The 18,059-nt window shown below is 60.5% G+C and carries 16 protein-coding genes and 1 pseudogene; 10 read left to right on the top strand and 7 right to left on the bottom strand.

Annotated features, from left to right (window positions below; translation table 11 throughout):
* The first annotated feature begins 270 nt into the window (after nucleotides 1–270).
* The 4 genes and pseudogenes from GH656_RS16120 (at nucleotide 271) to fdhA (ending at nucleotide 4,653) form a co-directional block, all read left to right on the top strand.
* Nucleotides 271–999, top strand: coding sequence for a hypothetical protein (locus tag GH656_RS16120; RefSeq protein WP_153077056.1), 729 nt, complete (start codon nucleotides 271–273; stop codon nucleotides 997–999).
* 385 nt (nucleotides 1,000–1,384) lie between these two features.
* Entirely contained in the window at nucleotides 1,385–2,647 is a 1,263-nt protein-coding gene (locus tag GH656_RS16115; protein WP_153077055.1) for a hypothetical protein, read from the top strand.
* Complete coding sequence (locus GH656_RS16110) at nucleotides 2,648–3,124, top strand: immunity 42 family protein (RefSeq protein WP_153077054.1); 477 nt, start codon at nucleotides 2,648–2,650, stop codon at nucleotides 3,122–3,124. It begins immediately after the preceding gene.
* 333 nt (nucleotides 3,125–3,457) lie between these two features.
* A pseudogene (gene fdhA / locus GH656_RS16105) lies at nucleotides 3,458–4,653 on the top strand (formaldehyde dehydrogenase, glutathione-independent).
* Nucleotides 4,654–4,935: 282 nt separating this feature from the next.
* On the opposite strand, the gene GH656_RS16100 reads toward fdhA, so the two are convergent.
* Nucleotides 4,936–7,470: an adenosylcobalamin-dependent ribonucleoside-diphosphate reductase gene (locus tag GH656_RS16100; RefSeq protein ID WP_153077053.1), complete on the bottom strand. Its 2,535-nt coding sequence runs from the start codon at nucleotides 7,468–7,470 to the stop codon at nucleotides 4,936–4,938.
* Between the two features lie 79 nt (nucleotides 7,471–7,549).
* Between GH656_RS16100 and GH656_RS16095 the strand changes: the two genes are divergently transcribed.
* Complete coding sequence (locus GH656_RS16095; protein WP_153077052.1) at nucleotides 7,550–7,903, top strand: hypothetical protein; 354 nt, start codon at nucleotides 7,550–7,552, stop codon at nucleotides 7,901–7,903.
* 25 nt (nucleotides 7,904–7,928) lie between these two features.
* Here GH656_RS16095 and GH656_RS16090 read toward each other — a convergent pair whose 3' ends face one another.
* From GH656_RS16090 to GH656_RS16065, 6 genes are all read right to left on the bottom strand, one after another.
* Nucleotides 7,929–8,660, bottom strand: a complete 732-nt coding sequence (locus GH656_RS16090; protein WP_153077051.1) for a LytR/AlgR family response regulator transcription factor — start codon at nucleotides 8,658–8,660, stop codon at nucleotides 7,929–7,931.
* Between the two features lies 1 nt (nucleotide 8,661).
* Nucleotides 8,662–9,720 carry a sensor histidine kinase gene (locus GH656_RS16085; RefSeq protein WP_246184347.1) on the bottom strand — a complete coding sequence of 353 codons (1,059 nt, stop codon included), beginning with the start codon at nucleotides 9,718–9,720 and terminating at the stop codon, nucleotides 8,662–8,664.
* A 4-nt stretch (nucleotides 9,721–9,724) separates the two neighbouring features.
* Entirely contained in the window at nucleotides 9,725–11,113 is a 1,389-nt protein-coding gene (locus tag GH656_RS16080) for a hypothetical protein (protein ID WP_246184346.1), read from the bottom strand.
* A gap of 176 nt (nucleotides 11,114–11,289) precedes the next feature.
* Nucleotides 11,290–12,186: an outer membrane lipoprotein-sorting protein gene (locus tag GH656_RS16075; protein ID WP_246184345.1), complete on the bottom strand. Its 897-nt coding sequence runs from the start codon at nucleotides 12,184–12,186 to the stop codon at nucleotides 11,290–11,292.
* Nucleotides 12,187–12,323: 137 nt separating this feature from the next.
* The gene (locus tag GH656_RS16070; RefSeq protein WP_246184344.1) at nucleotides 12,324–13,985 is read right to left on the bottom strand and encodes an ABC transporter permease; all 1,662 of its coding nucleotides are present in this window, start codon (nucleotides 13,983–13,985) and stop codon (nucleotides 12,324–12,326) included.
* Entirely contained in the window at nucleotides 13,982–14,716 is a 735-nt protein-coding gene (locus tag GH656_RS16065) for an ABC transporter ATP-binding protein (protein ID WP_153077050.1), read from the bottom strand. Before GH656_RS16065 ends, GH656_RS16070 begins: the two co-directional genes overlap by 4 nt.
* A 778-nt stretch (nucleotides 14,717–15,494) precedes the next feature.
* Between GH656_RS16065 and GH656_RS16060 the strand changes: the two genes are divergently transcribed.
* From GH656_RS16060 to GH656_RS16040, 5 genes are read left to right on the top strand one after another with little or no spacing between them, the layout of a single operon-like run.
* On the top strand, nucleotides 15,495–15,995 hold the full coding sequence (locus GH656_RS16060) for a hypothetical protein (RefSeq protein ID WP_153077049.1): 501 nt from the start codon (nucleotides 15,495–15,497) through the stop codon (nucleotides 15,993–15,995).
* A 48-nt stretch (nucleotides 15,996–16,043) separates the two neighbouring features.
* A complete protein-coding gene (locus GH656_RS16055; protein ID WP_153077048.1) occupies nucleotides 16,044–16,457 on the top strand; it encodes a hypothetical protein in 414 nt (137 codons plus the stop codon).
* The gene (locus GH656_RS16050; RefSeq protein WP_153077047.1) at nucleotides 16,457–16,915 is read left to right on the top strand and encodes an ApeI family dehydratase; all 459 of its coding nucleotides are present in this window, start codon (nucleotides 16,457–16,459) and stop codon (nucleotides 16,913–16,915) included. The genes GH656_RS16055 and GH656_RS16050 overlap by 1 nt, the downstream gene beginning before the upstream one ends.
* 8 nt (nucleotides 16,916–16,923) lie before the next feature.
* Nucleotides 16,924–17,652 (top strand): SDR family NAD(P)-dependent oxidoreductase, encoded by a 729-nt coding sequence (locus GH656_RS16045; protein ID WP_153077046.1) that lies wholly within the window; start codon nucleotides 16,924–16,926, stop codon nucleotides 17,650–17,652.
* Between the two features lie 15 nt (nucleotides 17,653–17,667).
* The gene (locus GH656_RS16040) at nucleotides 17,668–18,054 is read left to right on the top strand and encodes a phosphopantetheine-binding protein (RefSeq protein ID WP_153077045.1); all 387 of its coding nucleotides are present in this window, start codon (nucleotides 17,668–17,670) and stop codon (nucleotides 18,052–18,054) included.
* Nucleotides 18,055–18,059: the final 5 nt, after the last annotated feature.

The raw sequence follows: 18,059 nt of genomic DNA, 5'->3' as shown, positions 1-18,059 counted from the left end.
ATACTATGGCTGGTCCATCGTTTAAGCCAGGACAGTATGAAAAATTGAGTAAATTGCAAAAGGCAATTTATTGGGGGGCGGTATGCATTGTGTTTTTAACAATTACTTGCGTATGGCTATATAAATTGGGCTTATTCACGTAAATCGACATAGGGGATGGCCATAAGGCTGTCCCCCTTCCACACCACCCGGCATGCGGGTCTGGACTGAGGGGTTCAGGAAGTTAGGGTTATGAGAGTCGGGGGGACACCCAGCCGATCGAAGTAAGCGATGGTCAGCACGCTGTTGAGCTGCGCGCCACCAGCAGCGACTGTTGGCAGCCACCTGTCACACAACGTAATCCGGTGCCCCCAGCACCGTCGTCAATGCGATGGGTGGCTGACTGAGGTGGAGAATAATCAGGTGGCGCTGCCGCCACCCGGACCGCTGGTGTTTCCATTGGGCTCAGGCCTGCCACCGTTTAAGCTGCCAGGGTATCGCCCGGAGCAGGCGCAAAAAGGTGATGGCGTCATTGCCGATCCGGCGACGCAGCTTGATCCGACGATCATGGCTGGCCGGCCACTGATCTATCCGATGCTAGATGCTAAAACGGTGAGTGACTGGATTACGGCGATCATTCCGGATCAGGCGAAGGGTTTAATTGATTACATTACGAATGCAGTTAAAAGCGAAGATAGAGAGAAAAGTAAATTCTGGTCCTCCACAAAGGATAAGACGTCAGTTGAAAATGCATACAATCATTCGACGAAACACAATGACGAATTCCCAGGACATCAAAATTCGGTGCAATACGTTCAGGCTGCGCGCGATTTCGTAAACAATCCACCGGAAGGAACGTTTGTAAAAAAGCGCTCGAATGGCGACACTCTGTATTACGACCCATCAACGAATACTTTTGCTGTAAAAACAAAAGATGGGGCTCCGAAGACGATGTTTAAACCAAACCCTACTCGACACGGGTATTCAACCAATCTGGACTATTTCAATGCACAGAAATAACTGCCGAGTTTGTGGCTATGAATTGGCAACACCTCCATGGGGCGATGATGGAGAAAATCCATCATGGGAAATATGTCCATGCTGTGGTACAGAGTTTGGCTACGAAGATTGCACTCCATTAAGCGCTAGCAAGAAAAGGAAGCATTGGATTTCGGAGGGGTGCAAGTGGTTTGAGGCGAAAAAAAAGCCATTGAATTGGGACTGCGAATGCCAATGCGAAAATATTCCAGAGGCATTCAAGTAGCGTTGAAAATCCAAAAACGATGGCATCGTATCATCTCAGCTACTAATTTCGGAGGGTAAAAATAGCCAATGTGAAATTAATGGAAACCTCACTGACGGAGAGAAACAGCAAACGCTAACTGGGCAAACTGCCGGTGAAGCTGTGGCCAGCATTAGCCGCGACACCTCGAACACCAGCGGAGCACTGGCCCCGATCTTCGACCGAAACAAAATCGAAGCGAGCTTCGATATCACCAGCCAGTTCGTGAACCAGATTGGGACGTTTGTTAACAACCGAGCGAAGGAGGCGGATGCCGCCACGACTGCGGCGCATGATCCCAGCCTGAGCGCGGAACAACGCGCACAGGCGCAACAGAAAGCCAGCCAGGTCAACGCCGAATGGGGACCTGGCGGTAGCTACCGGCGAGTAATCACCGCACTGGGCGTCGCGGCAGGCGGTAACGTGACGGGCAGCGCGGGCCAGTTCGCGGTGAACGCCACGGTGAACTACGTCCAGGGCCTGGCGGCCAATGAAGTAAAACGGCTCGCGGATGGCATGCAAAGCGAAAGCGCGCGGGCGGCACTGCATGGCATCGTCGGATGCGCAGGCGCGGCGGCCAGTCGCCAGGGTTGTGGAGCGGGAGCGCTGGGGGCATCGGTGAGTTCGGTGCTGGGCTCGTTGATGGGATCGACGACGGGTATGTCGGCACAGGACCGGCAGGCGCGTGAGAATCTTGTGACGAGTCTGGTAGCTGGAATTGCTACGGTATCCGGAGCAAATGCTGCGACGACGGTGAGTGCTGGACTGACTGAGGTGGAGAATAATCAGGTGGCGCTGCCGCCACCCGGACCGCTGGTGTTTCCATTGGGCTCAGGCCTGCCACCGTTTAAGCTGCCAGGGTATCGCCCGGAGCAGGCGCAAAAAGGTGATGGCGTCATTGCCGATCCGGCGACGCAGCTTGATCCGACGATCATGGCTGGAGCGCTGGTGACGCCAGCAGGATCGAAGCTCATTGAGGAGATTTTTAAGCCAGTTGGTGGCGCAGTTGATGCGATTGCGGGGTTGGTTGATTTTGTTTTTACATCAGCAAGCGGAAACAAGAATCGCTTACCGATTCCGGATACAGTAACTGCTGACAATGGATTGCGAGTTGAATCAAATCCCAAACACACCCTTGGGATGCCCGGAAATCGTCCAAGTGCAGGCACGGAGCCGAGAAATTCGCTTGATCTTTTCAATTCTTCGATTCCTGGTGGTGAAGAAACGCGATACGCAATCGACTCGAATGGCAATATCAACAGATTTGATTCTGATGGGAACGGGGTCTACCACTGGAGCGGCTCCACGGGCGATAAAAAAGCACCGATTAACGCTTCGGCCATTCCAATCGAGGTTAGGCGAAAGCTTAAATTTAAGGGGAAATAAATGCTAATTGGTAACCCAGATGCTTTTGCAATTTGGTGCGATGCGGTTGACTCATGGTCTACAAATGACTTTAAAAATGGATGTTTCGCCTATTTCATAGGTGGGGAAATTATTCTTTCATTGAATGCAACACTCAACGTTGACCTCAATTTGTTATCCGCGTTGTTCTGCATCAAAGAGACAGTTGATGACGAGAGAATTTTTCAGTTAAACGCATCCAGCGCATATACAGAGCTTATTGAACAAGCGTTCCCGGCGACGAACTCGGATGCCGAATTTAGCGATTTCAAACATTTAGTTTCAGTCGGCAGTTTGTTGGACGACGGGCATCTGGTTTTTCTAATCGAATCGGGAGAGCAAGCTAAGATGATCTACGGTCGCGGTGATGATCTATCGACCATCCGTGAAATAGCTTTGGGTCTCGGCGAATTTCAGACAGTCATAAAGACGGCAACCCGCACTTGGAAAACTCCATAGTTCAATATCACCAGCCAGTTAGTGAACCAGCTTGGAACGTTTGTTAATAACCGATCTCAGTACGCCTCCCGTCACAACGAACATCCTAATGCGCAAGACAAGACAACACATCGCAGCTCAAACGCAGCTCAAACCCACTGACAGGATTTGTAACGAGCCCTCCCGACGTCCCCCTCCCCAACGCCCCCACCACATGTCGGTTTGACACACACCCATGTCGGATTGAGCACGCTGCGATAGGTCTTCGAGCGGCTACGCTCACTGCAGTGGCATCCGTTGCGGTGGATGTCAAAACGGCGCGGCGCGCCTCAAAACCAGCAGGGAGACAAGACGATGAGCAGCAATCGTGGCGTGGTGTATCTGGGGCAGGGCAAGGTCGAAGTACGCGAACTTGATTTTCCGCGGATGGTCGATCCGCGTGGCCGTGCGATAGGTCATGGGGTGATTCTTCGGGTGGTCGCTACGAATATCTGTGGCTCGGATCAGCACATGGTGCGTGGCCGCACTACTGCCGAAGTCGGGCTGGTGTTGGGGCATGAGATTACCGGTGAGGTGATCGAGGTGGGGCGTGATGTCGAAACCTTAAAGATGGGTGATCTGGTCTCGGTGCCGTTCAACGTCGCTTGTGGCCGTTGCCGTAGCTGCCGGGAGCAGCACACCGGCGTGTGCCTGAATGTCAATCCGTCGCGTGCGGGTGGGGCGTATGGCTATGTCGATATGGGGGATGGATTGGCGGTCAGGCGGAATACGTGCTGGTGCCGTATGCCGATTTCAACTTGCTGAAATTCCCGGACCGTGACCGCGCGATGGAGAAGATCCGCGATCTGACTTGCCTGTCCGATATCTTGCCGACCGGTTATCACGGTGCGGTAATGGCGGGGGTGAGGCCTGGTGCCACGGTGTATGTCGCTGGTGCGGGGCCGGTCGGTATGGCGGCAGCGGCTTCGGCGCGGCTGCTGGGTGCGGCTTGCACCATCGTGGGGGATATGAATGAGGCGCGGCTGGCGCATGCGCGTTCAGTGGGTTTCGAAACGGTGGATTTGTCGCGCGATGCGTCGCTGGGTGAGCAGATCGCGCAAATTCTTGGCCAGCCTGAAGTGGATTGTGCGGTGGATTGTGTGGGTTTCGAAGCGCATGGTCATGGCCATCAGGGTCATCACGAAGAAGCGCCTGCAACGGTGCTGAACTCGTTGATGGATGTCACGCGTGTGGCGGGTGCGATCGGGATTCCGGGTTTGTATGTGACCGATGACCCGGGCGCGGCTGATGCTGCTGCCCGTCAGGGCAGCCTGAGCATCCGCTTTGGCCTGGGCTGGGCCAAGTCGCATTCGTTCCATACCGGTCAGACGCCGGTGCTGAAGTACAACCGCAACCTGATGCAGGCGATCTTGTGGAACCGGTTGCCGATCGCGGACATCGTGAACGTGACTGTGGTGCCGCTGGATGATGCGCCGGAGGGTTATCGCCAGTTCGATGGCGGTGCGCCGCGCAAGTTCGTGCTGGATCCGCATGGTTTGGTGCCTGTGTAAGCGCAGAAGAAGCGGTGGGTGCACCGGCCGTACATGCGCCTGAATTCATGCCAGGTTGGTGTGGCGGCATGACGGTGAATGGATGGCGCGGAAACGTCTCGGCGGGGGCATGACCTGCCTGAGCATGTCAGGCGATAACAGCGAAAATTAATTCTCTGGCATTGGATCATGTGGCCGGTGAAGCAAGACAAACGTTCTTCGTTTCATTCACCGGCCCTTCATCAGCGTTTTTCACTGGGCGTGACCACTGCCACGGCCTCGCTGTATTTCAGATCATCTCCCTTAACCACATGCCCCGGTTTCGCCGCAGGCGGTGCAAAAATCGCAGCCGTCCTTGCGGATCACCGCATGTGCGCCGCAGGTGCCGCACGGCTGGCCCGCCATGATTTGTAGCGAATAGGCGCTGGCATCAGTATCCGCATCCGCTTTCACCTCTGCGGCAGCATCAGCATCCGCGCCATGAAGCGGTGGTTTTTGCGCCGTGTCGTTCAGCACACCGCGTGGCAGGTGTGCCAGCAAACGTGATGGCACCTGGTTGCCTTCTTCGTCGAGAAACCCTCGGCGGTGCAGGATCTGCTGGATCGCATACGCTAGCGCCGCCACTTCTGAGTCATGCCAGCGCGGTGAGCGTTGCCCATCTAGTCTGCGTACTTCGCCTAGCCGTACCTGGCCGCGGTCCCAGGACACTTTGCGTAAATCCTGCAGGTTGCGTGCGACAAATCCGCCGCGCGCCGCGAGTGAAAGCGAGCGCATCGTCGCGGTGATCCATTGCTGCGATTCGTCGCGTTGTCCCACCGGAATAAAGAATTCGATGGGCCGCGCGATGGTCATGTCTTCACCGCTCATGTGTCCGCTCACCTCCATGAATGACACGGCTACATACAGCGATTTTTTCCCGGTTTGTGTCAGGTATTCGACCTTCTCGATGATCGCGGGTAGTTCGCCGCGCGGCCGGTGGTCAATGGCGATGCGTAGTGGATCGACCTCGGTGGCGCTGAGCGCGTCGTCAGCGGTGGCGCTGGGTGTGACGCTTAACACTGCGCCGAGGGTCGCGTTGGGGCGGTAGGTGGCGAGCCCTTTCAGGCCGCTTTTCCAGGCGTCGAAGTACAGGCTTTCGAAGGCGTCGAAGGGGTAGTCGGCGGCGACATTCACGGTCTTTGAGATCGAGGTGTCGATATAGGGCTGCACGGCGGCCATCATCTGTAGATGAGCGTGAGCGGACATCTGCAACGCGCTGACGAAGTACGCGGGTAATGCTTCGAGATCGCCGCCCATCTCACGGTAGAGCCGGTAGGCGTAGTCTTCGACGGCGAAGGATGCGCGGCTGCCGTCGGCCATGATTTTCATGCGGGTGTAGGTCCATGAGAACGCGGGCTCAATGCCGTTCGAGGCGTTGTCGGCAAACGCCAGGCTGACGGTGCCGGTGGGGGCGATCGACAGCAGGTGGCTATGGCGGATGCCATCGCGCCGGATCGCTTGCTGTAAGTCCTCGGGCAGGCGTGAGGCGAAGGTGCCGGGTTCGAGATAGCGCTCGGCGTCGAAGAGCGGAAACGCGCCGCGTTCTTGCGCGAGTTCAACTGAGGCGCGATATGCCGCGTCGCGCATGCAGCGTGCGATCTGTACGGCAAAGTCACGGCCTTCGGTGGCGTCGTAGCGCAGGCCGAGCATCACCAGGGTGTCGCCAAGGCCGGTAAATCCCACGCCGATGCGGCGTTTGGCCTGGGCTTCGGCGTGTTGCGCGGGCAGTGGCCAGAGCGTGACGTCGAGCACATCGTCGAGAAACCGCACTTGGGTGGCGGTGCGTGCCGCCAGTGCGTCCCAGTCGAATTCTGGCTGGCCGCCGTGTAGCTGGGCGAATGGGGCGAGTACGAAGCGGGTCAGGTTCAGTGGCCCAAGATTGCAGCAGCCATATGCGGGTAAGGGTTGTTCGCCGCAAGGATTGGTCGCGCGGATGGTTTCGAGTGCGCGCAGGTTGTTGTCCTCGTTCATGCGCGAGATGAACACCACGCCGGGTTCAGCGATGTCGTAGGTCGAGCGCATGATGCGCTCCCAGAGTGCGCGGGCGGTGGGCTCGCTGTAGACCCACAGGCCGTCTTCGCGCTGATATACATCATTGGCGGCGCGCAACGCGGGCGAGGGGGCGGCGCGATGTACCAGCGGCCAGCGCGCATCGGTTTCGACGGCGCGCATGAAGGCGTCGCTCACCGCGACCGAAATATTGAAGTTGTTCCAGCGCCCTTTGACATGCTTGGCCTCGATGAATTCGAGCAGATCGGGGTGGTCGCAGTCGAGCACGGCCATTTGCGCGCCGCGCCGGGAGCCTGCGCTTTCCACGGTGCGGCATGAGGCGTCGAACACGTCGATGTAGCTGCAGGGGCCCGATGCTGCTGAATGTGTGGTGTGTACTCGTGCCCCTTTGGGGCGGATCGCGGAGAAGTTATAGCCGACGCCGCCGCCGCGCCGCATGGTTTCGGCGGCTTCGAGCAGCGCTACGTAGATCCCGGGCAGGCCTTCGGCGTCGGGGCCTTGAATGCTGTCGCCGACTGGTTGCACGAAGCAGTTGATGAGCGTCGCGGCGATGCCGGTGCCTGCGGCGCTCATGATGCGGCCTGCGCCTAGTGCGCCGTGCCGCAGGTTGTCGGCAAAGCGTGCCGCGACTGCTTCGCGCAGCGCCTCTGGCTCGGCTTGGGCGACGCCGCGAGCAACGCGCAGATAGACATCCTCAGCGGATTGTTCGGTGCCTTTGGCGTATTTCTCTAGCAGCACATCCAGCGCGAATGGCTGGGGCGGGAAGACAGGAGCTGCGGTGTTGGCCATGATTGCCTCGGTGTAACGCCTGGCGGGCGACGGGCGGGCAGGGCGTCAGGAATGGGGGTGACCTGGAGCATGTGACTGCGTGAACTACGTGAACTACGTGAACTACGTGAACTACGTGAACTACGTGAACTACGTGAACTACGTGAACTACGTGAACTACGTGAACTACGTGAACTACGTGAACTACGTGAACTACGTGAACTACGTGAACTACGTGAACTACGCAAACCACGCAAACCACGCAAACCACGCAAACCACGCAAACCACGCAAACCACGCAAACCACGCGCGGTGTACACGGAGCGGACTGGGGCTCACCTTAACGCAGCTCGTTGCGGGCCGCAATCGAGGCCTGGGCGGCGGGTTTCATTCCAGCGCGGCGGCCATTGCCGTGCTTTTCGCCACGCCCACGCCCGCCATCACCACCACATAACTTCAACCCAGCACCCATCCCCACCTCACATCTGGCGGAACAAACTCACATAGCCCCGGCTGACCGGCAGCGTTTCGGTGCGTGCGCGTAGATGAATCCGCGAGCGCCCCAGCAAATCGCGTTCCACCCGGTCGATCTCCGCCAGCGCGACGATCACGCTGCGATGCACCTGCACAAACTGCCCGGCATCCAGACGCGGCAGCAACTCCTTCAGCGGTGTGCGGATCACATGGCGATGGCTGGCGGTGACCACTTCGGTGTATTTGTCGGTGGCCTGAAAGTAGATCACTTCATCAATCGCCACCAGGCGGGTGGCATCGCGGTAGCCCACCGCGAGCCAGCGGATCGGGGCGTCATCGCGTGGTGCGCTGGCCATGGCCGCTTCCTGGTTGCTCGGCGGCATCCGCCCGCCGCGTTGCAGCCGTGTGATGCATTTCAGCAGACGCTCATCGGTCAGCGGCTTCATCAGGTAATCAATCGCGGAGGTATCGAATGCGCGTGCGGCGTATTCGTCGTAAGCGGTGACGAACACGATTTGCATATGCGGCACCGAGCGCGCGATCTGCAAGCCGTCCAGCCCCGGCATGCGGATATCGAGGAAGGCGAAGTCGGGTTGCTGGGCGTTGAGTTCAGCGAGTGCATCAATGCCGTTGCGCGGCATGGCGATGATCTGCAGCTCAGGCCAGAACTGTGTGAGGCGTGAGGCCAGCTCGATAGCCAGATTGGGTTCGTCGTCAGCGATCAGAGCGGTGGGCATGTCATTGCAGCGGGATCAGGAGTTGTGCGGTTACGCCGCGAATCGGGTTGGACTCTATCGAAAGATGGGCCGCGCCGCCATAGAGGGTTGCCAGCCGGGCTCGCACATTGGATAGCCCGACGCCGCCATAGAGTTTGCTGACGCGGCTCAGACCTACGCCGGTATCGACCACGCGCAGCCGCAACATGTTGGCTTCGCGTTCGACATCGACGTGAATTTCGCCGCCTTCGATGGAGGGCTCAACGCCGTGAATCAGCGCGTTTTCTACCAGTGGCTGGAACAGCAGCGGCGGCAGGGGCAAAAAGCGTAACGCGGGTGGCAGCGTGATGGTGTAGCGCAAGCGGTTGCCTAGCCGCATCGCGGCAATGGAGAGCAACGCGTCGATCAGTTCCAGTTCTTCTTCCAGCGATGACACCGGCTTGCGCGTGCGCCCGAGGCTGGCGCGCAGATAGCGGTTCAGGTTGTCGAGCATGGCTGATGCGGCGGATGGATCGCGCTCGATCAGGCTGCGCACATTGGCGAGGGTGTTGAACAGAAAGTGCGGCTCGATTTGTGCTTGCAACAACGCGAGGCGTGCGGCGGTTTCGGACTGGCGTAGCTCGGCTGCTTCGCGGCGCTGTTTTTCGAGCGCGGCGCGCACCTTGAGCGACTGCACGAACACTGAGGCGAAGGCGCAGGCAATGCCGACAATCAGAAAGGTGGGAACCAGCGAGACCCAGCGTGTGAGTTTCAGGTGCGATAGCAGCGGTGGCATACGGCCACCGAGCAGGGCGGCGATCTGCATGCCACTGACCACGCTGAGCGGCGCGACGATCAGCACGCGCACCGGCAGTGCCAGCCGCACCCGGGTAAAGAGGCCAAAGAGCGCGCTAAAAAGCCAGGCGCTAAAGCCAATCGAATTGGCCATCACCAGATACGAAAGCAGTGACGCTTCGCGGCCGCTGATCCAGAAACACAGGCCGATCAGGCAGTTCAGCAAGAACACACGGGCTAGCAAGTGCGGTTCGCTGTCGCGGCGCGTCATGCCTGGCAAGGAAATGAACGAGGGCTTTTTCTGCATGGGCCTAGAAGTAAAACTGAAAGAGGGCCTGCACGATCTGCTTTTGCAGCACCGCGCCATACACGCTGTGTGCCGTGCCATAGCTGGCTTGCCATTGCAGTGCGAGTTCGGAGCGCGGCCAATGGTAGCGCGTCTCAAGCCAGGTGAAATAGCTATGTTCGATCAGGCTGTAACGGGCCATTGCACTCAAGCCGAGATGTCTGATCCAGGCATCGTTCCAGCTGGCATAGAGAAACAGTGACTGGCGTGTCGGTAATTCTTGCGCCGCGCTGCTTGCTTGCTGCCATGCGCTGAGTACGGCGGGCATCTGCGTGAGTTGCTGCCAGAGGGAGCGATTTGCGGCGGCACCGTCGTAGTCGTACTCAAGCGTTAGCGTCGGGCCGGCGGCCCAGGTATGGGTGAGGCCGGTGGCCAGTTTCGAATAGGCATGGCATGCCGTGGGGTCGGTGCCGGGCAGCACTGCCAGTGCGCGGGCGCGGCCAAACGCATATTCAGCAAAGGCCACGCTGGATTCGTTGAGCAACGCGCTCAGGTTCACGCCGAGTTGCGGCTCAAGCCCTGCGCCGCCATACAGCAGCAGTTCGGGCGCGAAGCCTTGCGTGAGCTGTTGTGTGGCGCTCAGCAGATAACGAGTGTGTGCATTGGTGGCGGCGAAATCTGGATTGAACACGCCCTGGTTGCTGGTTGCTGGCAGCTCGGGGGCGATCAACGCGGTGAGCGAGCCGCCGTCCCACACGCGCTGGCCGCGCAGCATGACTGTGCCCAAGCGGTTTTCCCGCAGGCTGGCTGGATCAATCGAGACCACCGAGCGCAGCGCATTCACCTTGAAAAAATCGGTTGGATTAAAGCCGGATGCGACGCCTTCGCGCACGTTGATCCGGCCTGCATCGAAATGCCATAACGCTGCTGGCTGCCAGCTTAGATAGCCCTGCTTGAAGGTGTTCACAGCGTTGTACTGGCCGGTTCCCGCGCGCCAGCCGCTATCGAGCCGGTCTGAGAAATAGATGCGCCAGCCTGCTCCCAGCGCGTGGTCGTAGGTGAGCGAGAGCGAGGCGCGCAGCGTGTCGTTCAGTGCGACCTTGCCCGCCTGGTTCGCGGCGTCGTAGCTGGCGAGCGCTGTTTCAAGCACGGCTTGCCAGTCGCGGTGTGTGGTGGCGGGTTCGGATGTGGCTGCGCGAGGGCTGGGGGGGATGGTGTTGTTGCTGGCAGTTGAGGTGGAAGCAGAGGCAGAAGCAGAAGCAGAAGCAGAAGCAGAAGCAGAAGCAACTGGCTCGGCGAGATGATCGGCCAGGCCCAGCGCGGCCTGATCGTCGTCCATTGGCTGCTCAGCCCAGGCGGGCGTGAAAGCCAGGCTGAGCAGCAACGCAAGCGCAGTGAGCAGGAACGAAACCATGAAGAGCAATGAGCGTGGCGGGACGAAAGTGGAAGCTGGCGGCTAACCGGTTAGCAAAGTGACGGGCTGCGCTGCATTGCCACCACGAAGCGCTGCGCTGAACTAGCGCGGTGCAATGCGGCACAGCACAGCACGCTGATAAGCGACAACAACAAGCGACAACAACAAGCGTTGGTTTAATCCGGCTGAAAATGCGGCAGCCATGCGCGCTGAAACCATTCGTCGGGGATGGCGCGCCAGGCGTAGCGGGAGTAGCGCATCACGGTGACCCAGGATGGATCAAGGCCGTCGATGATGACCGTTTCGCTGGCGCGCTGGCTGCCTAACGCTGGCTGGAAATGGCGGTAGTAAGCCGTTTTCAGCAGGCTGCCGCTGGCTGCATAAAAGCGCGCCTTGACCGGTTGATGGCTGAGCGCGTCAAGCCATAGATCAATCGCGTGATAGGTGACTTCGGGGCTGCGCGCGAGCAGTGTGAGCTTGTTGCAGTGGCGCGGCTGGTGCTCGCCATCGGTGATGTCTTCGTCGTCCGCGAGGGTGGCGTCGTAATCCTGTGCCAGGTTCGAGGTGACGACGTCGCCGTTGGCGGCTTGTCCGAGCAGGCGTTGGCGTGGCGAGATTCGCACGCTCGCCTGGCTGGCCGGATCGTAGAACCACAGGTCATTGCCGTTTTTCAGCAGCAGCTTGTTGGCGTCGCGCGCGGGTGCGTCGAAGCGCACGAGGCTGCGGAACCGGCCACTGGCGGGGTCCGCGCTGGAATACACGCTGAGCACTTCCGTCGCGCTGGCTACGCCGTGGCGGTATTCGAGCAGCGTGGTGACGAGGCTGAACGGTTTCGCGGGATTGCGGCAGGCGTCGCTGGCGGCTAGCAATTGCTGTGCGGAGAGCGCGGCAACTGGGGCGGTTGGGGCCGTTGTGGCGGCCAGTGCGAGCGCATCTGGCCGTGTTAGCGCGAGCGCGGCGCACAGCCCAGCGAGCAGGCGTCGTGCGCGCTGGGCCAAGTTGCAGCACAGGCGGGACGATGCAGCGCCCGCGTCTGCGTCCGTGCGCATCGCAGCGTGAAAGAAAGGGTTCATGTCGGTCTCTTTTTGCACCTGTCTGTATCGATCTGTACGGGTCTGCAAGGGGCTGTACCTGTCAGAGCGTTCCAGGGTGCGTAACGTTGTTTTTTTCGTGTGTGGCATGGCCGGGACGGCATTGGCCTCGCCTGATTTCAGGCGAAGTGCAACGCTGTGACGATCTTCAGCCGGGCAGCCCGTGCGGCTGGCCAGCATGAGGACAGCACGGCCACCACGACCATGCCTGCGCAAACGCGCCAGATCATCGCGTTCTCGCCCCAGATGCGGATGCGCAGCGCGACGGGATCAAGCTGCCCGGGCGGCACCCAGTACAACCCGGTGTGGTTCACCAGCGTGGCTCCGAGCAACGCCACCAGCGCGCCCAGCCCCGCTCCAGTCAGACCTAGCAGCAGCCCTTCGAGTACGAACATCCGCATCAGCGTTGTGCGCCGCATGCCGATGGCGCGCAGCGTGCCGATTTCAGCCGTGCGTTCCAGCACCGCCATATTCATGGTGTTGCTGACGGTAAACAACACGATGGTGGCAATCAGCAACGCGATAAAACCGAACACCGCGCCAAACATCTGAGTGACTTGGCCGTATTGCGGATGCAGGGTGCGGAAGTCGAGCACGTCGAGCGCTTCGCTGGCCACCAGGGTTTCGATGCGGGCGCGGGCAAGTGCCATGTCGGCGGTGTGATGCAGTTGCACCACGATGGACGTAACTTGTGGCGGCTCACCGCCATACACCAGTTGCTGCGCTCGGGCCAGGTGCATTTGCACGAAGGTGTCATCGAGTTCTTTCACGGCTTTTTTCTCTGTCCGGATCACGTCCAGATCCGCGATGTTGGGCGCGCCGTATGCGTTGGCCACCAGTAACTGGATGCGTGCGCTGGGCGGGCTGCTGCCCTGGATGGTCCCGGTGGCGGGCCTGGGGCTTGCATCAGCGGCGAGCTGGGCGATATCGGCGGGTTCTGTGGTTGCTGCGGTTTCTGCGGCAACGGTAATGGCAAGAGTGGCCGCAGTGCCAGGTTGTGCCTGCGCCGCAGCGAGCGCCACAGCGACGGGCGAATGCACAGATGAGGCTGAACGCGTGGCCTGTGCCTCAGGTTGCGCCTGCGCCGCAGCGAGCGCCACAGCGACGGGCGAATGCACAGATGAGGCTGAACGCGTGGCTTGTGTCTCAGGTTGCGTCCGCGCCGCAGCGAGCGCCACAGCGACGGGCGATTGCACGGACGAAGCCGAGCGCATGGCCTGTGCCCCAAAAACGGCTGCCTCACAAGGCGGCAACTGCGCCGTGCCGCAGAGCCGCAACACTCGCGCTACACCGCTGCCGGTCACCACAGCATCGTTGGCGCTACCGCTCAGGCCAAGCCGGGAGCCTGTCTCGGCGAAGCGATAGTCGTTCCACTCGCGCAGACGGTTTTGCTCATGCACCACCACGCCGGAGCCCGCCACGGTGCGCGAGACGCCCGCGCTGAAATTACCGGCGATGCCTTCCACTGCCAGCACTGGTGTGACCATGCTGAGCAGCGGTTGCAGCACCGGGTCATGGCGCAGGCGCTCAATCAGCTTGGGGTAGTCGCGGATGCCATACGCCAGCGGGTCGCCGCTGCCATACAGAAAGTAGCCGCGCCGCTGTAGCTGTAACTGCCCATCGCTGCGCACGAAGCTGGTTTCCAGCCCGTAGCGGATGTTGCGCGTGTAGCCGCCGAAGAGCAGCAGCGCCGCGACGCCGACAATCATCGCCAGCAAAGTCGTGGCCGCGCGCCGCTGGTTGCGCCGCAGGTTTCTCAGTGCCAGCCGCAGCACGCTCATGATTGAACCTCAAGGGTGGTCACGTGGCTCGCACGGGTGACGCTGGCGTGTGGCATGCCGTCCGCGACGATCTGGCCGTCGCGCAGATAAAGCACGTGGTCGGCGCAGGCCAGCACATGGGGGTCATGCGAAGAAAAGACGAAGGTGGTCGCGTACTGGCGCTGCAAGCGCCGCATCAGCGCGAGGATTTCCTGGCCGGTGGCGCTGTCGAGATTGGCGGTGGGTTCATCGGCCAGCACTAGCGAGGGTTCGGCCACCAATGCACGGGCAATGGCAACACGTTGCCGCTGCCCGCCAGATAGCTCGCCTGGGCGGCGCGCGCCGTGCTGTTCGAGCCCGGTGGCGTAGAGCAGGGCGTTGACGCGGGCTTCACGGGTGCGGCGCGGCAAGCCGAGCAGGGTCAGCGGATATTCGATGTTCTCGTAAGCGCTCAACACGCCAATCAGGTTGAACGACTGAAAAATAAAACCCAGATGACGCACGCGAAAATCCGCTAGCGCCCGGTCAGACCACGTCTGCACCGCTTGCCCAGCGACCACGACTTGACCTGCATCGGGCTGGTCGAGACAACCCAGCAAATTGAGCAAGGTGGTCTTGCCGCTGCCGGACGGGCCGCTCAGCACGGTGAAGCAGTTGCAGGCAATTTCAAGCGTGATCTCGCGCAGTGCGGGCACGGCCGCAGGACCGCTGCCATAGGTGCGGGTGACGCCTTGTAACGTGGCTGCCAGCATGAACAAAAACCCTGATTGAATGAGCTGCGGCAACTATAGCCACGCGTTCTGATGCAACGCATCTGATGCGATGAAATGCCGTCAGCGCTGACAACGTGCAGCGCACGCCGATGAATGACGCGGCTGTTTTGCGCCGTACTGACTTCCTTGTTTCGTCGCAATCTCCCCCAGAATCTGCCGCGCTCTGCCGCGCAGTTTTCGCGCCTTTATGAGCCTCAATCTCGGCGTGCCAGCTCGGCTAGCAACGGGCTTTGGACGGCTTAAAACGTATTTCGTACCGCAAGCGCGTTTCAGTTCATCCGCATAAGGGGCATTTCATCCGCGCTACAGGCATTTGGTCGCACCAGCCGGTAATTTTGGCAGCCGGAACCTAGAATTCGCCGCAGGTCCAGACCACTGTGTAAATCGCTCAGAGGCTTGCCACTGAACGCGGAGGCCATGCGCAGTCGTGGCTCGTGCGGGTAAAACTCGGGTAATGCAAGGAGCGCAGGGAGCGCAGGTAATGCGTCCAGATGGCGGTGCGAAACGCGGAGTGCAGCGCGCGCTTGAACGGCGCCGGATGCGTCTGGCGGGCCGGTTTTTGCCGGGCGCGGTGGTCCGTGTTCGCCGCGTGGCATCAGCCGCCCGCCGTAGCCCGCCGTAGCCCGCCGCAGCTCGCATTCCGCAGCCGCGCCAGCCCCGCTGCTGGCTGCCGGCATGCCGCCGAGCGAGCCTCATGCCACGACGTTGCGCCCTGGCGCGCAGGCGCTTAATCAACCAACCAGTCAGGAGTCCGGTGATGTCGCATATCCCACCCTATGTGGTCGTTCTATTTGGCGTGCTGGTGTATCTCGGCATCAAGCGCTGCTATGCGCGCCTGGTGCGGCCAGCGCAATTGTTTGTGTTGCCGCTGGTGATGCTGGTGCTGGGCGCGCTGAGCTTGCCGCAGCTTTTCCCGGCTGCTGGCTGGCCGCAGGCAGCGTGTCTGCTGCTGGCACTGGCGCTGGGTGTGCTGGGGGGCTGGGCTCACGCCGCCCGCTGGCCGCTGGAGGTAGATGTGGTCAATGGCGTGGTGCGTGTGCCGGGTGACCCGGTGGTGCTGGCGCTGCTGTTGCTGACCTTCGCCGTGGAGTTTTTCATGCATTACCAGATCGACACCCAGGGGCCGTGGGCGAATAGCGCCTGGCTCGCGCCGCTTTCGTTCGCGGCATGGGGCCTGCTCGGCGGTATGTCGGCGGGCCGCGCGCTGAATGTGCTGGTGCGCTACTGCAAAACGAATGCCGCGTTTTCGGAAAGCTGACTGCGTGTTGCGCCAGACAGTCTGTTTATCCCGCTCAGGAGACCTCGCGTGATACGCCCCACCGATTTGACCTTTCCTCCCGGCACGGACTTCCTGAATGTCTGCGACGTCACGCGCCCGGACCCTCATGCAGGCCGCTTCAATGGCCGTGTTGAAGCGGGCCATTACAGCGCGTATGCCCGCAGCGCACCGCTCGTGCTGCTGTTCGAAGCGCTGCATCAGTTCGCGGTGAAAGCCGCGCGGCAAATGCATGGCAGACCGGCGCTGATGGTGCCCGCGCAACTGCGCAATATTTCGGTGCTGGCCGCAGGGGACCCGCTTGCCGCCTTCAACATTCATGGCGAGGTGACGCGCCATGGCAACGCGTACCGGGTGAGCATCCAGGCGCAGAACGATGCCGGGGAGACGCTTGCCAATGGCTATGTGTTTATTTCTGTGCTGATCTCGGGGGTGCAATCGTGATGCCCGCTACCGCACAGGCCGCGCCTGTCGCGCTGGCTTCAACTACGCCTGGGCTGGCCCTGCTGGGCACGATCAGCGTGGCGCAGCACTCGCCGTTGTTCGAGCAGCATTTTCCTGAGTTCGCGGTGTTGCCTGGTTCGTTAGGGTTGGCGCTGGGTTTGCAGTTGCTGTTCGAGCATCTGGCGCGCGTCAGTCATGGCGTGCATGGCGCACCCGAAGGCGGCGCGCTGCCGCCTTCGGCGATCACCTTGCGACGCGTGGCATTTCTCGCGCCGGTGCGCCCTGGTGACCATCTCACGGTGTTGCTGCATGCCCAGCGCAGCAGCGCGAGCGAATCCTTGATGCGGCTCGAATGGTTGCGTGGCAGCGATTGTGTGCTTAACGCCGTGATCGCGTGGCGTCACGATGCCACCACGCCTGCGCCAAAGCCCACGTCAAATGAGGCACACGCGGCATGAACCCAGTCATGAACCCAGTAGCCATCGTGACAGGCGGAACCCGCGGTATTGGCCGCGCGATTGTCGAGGCGCTGCTGGCGCGCGATTTCGATGTGTTCTTCACTTATCAGCACAGCACTGAGCTGGCGCAGCAGATCGAGGCGCAGCACGGCGCGCGGGTGCGCGGCTTTCAGGTGGATGGCGGCGACTGGCAAGCGGTGCGGGCTTTCGCAGAGAACGTGACGGCGACGCGCGCGGTGGAGGTGCTGGTGAACAACGCTGGGGTCAATGAGGACCAGTTGTTTGTCAGCAGCGAGCTGGAGCGTTACTGGCAAGCGGTGCATTTCAATCTCGGCGCGGTGATGGCGTTTTGCCATGCGTTTGCCCAGCCGATGATGCAGCGCCGCCGTGGCCAGATCATCAATTTGTCGTCACTAGCGGCGGTCAAAGCCAAAGTCGGCAACGGCGCTTACGGCGTCTCGAAGGCCGCGATCGAACGCTTTACCCAAACCCTCGCACTCGAAATGGCGCGCTTTAACGTGCGCGTCAATGCCGTAGCCCCGGGCTTTGTCCGCTCGGATTTGCTGACGCGTTATCTGGCGGGCCGGGACAGCACAGCGTTTTATCGCTCGCTGCCGTTGCGCCAGGTGCTGGAACCAGAAGACGTCGCGCGCGTGGTCGCGCTTTTTGCCTGCGGCGAACTGAGCGCGACGGGCAGTGTGCTGGCGCTGGGCAACGGAGAAAACATCAATGGCTGAACAGGGGCTGGCATCTTGAAACAACAGATCAAAAACATCGTCGCGCAAATTCTGTATCTCGACGATAGCGCTGCGATTGCCGATGACGCATCGCTTTTTCTCGACCTGAACATGAGCTCGATTGATTACGTCGACCTGTGCTTCGAATTGAAAGAGCACCTGCGCGACAGCATCACGCTGGACAACCTATGGCCTTTCAACCGGATGCTGCTGGACCCGCAGCTCTATGCCGAGGCCGCATGGACTGCTCAGGGCTGGCAGGAGGTGTGCCGGGTGATGGGCTGGCGTGAGGAGGAAGCGCAAAAGGAGCAGAAGGCATTGCTGACGGATATGAACGCGCTGTACGCGCACTTTTGCGTGAACTACATCGCACGGCGGATCGAACAACTGGAACACGCCTGATGGGA

The sequence above is a fragment of the Paraburkholderia bonniea genome (assembly GCF_009455625.1).
Classification (GTDB): domain Bacteria; phylum Pseudomonadota; class Gammaproteobacteria; order Burkholderiales; family Burkholderiaceae; genus Paraburkholderia; species Paraburkholderia bonniea.
This window is presented reverse-complemented; position numbering and strand designations above follow the sequence as displayed.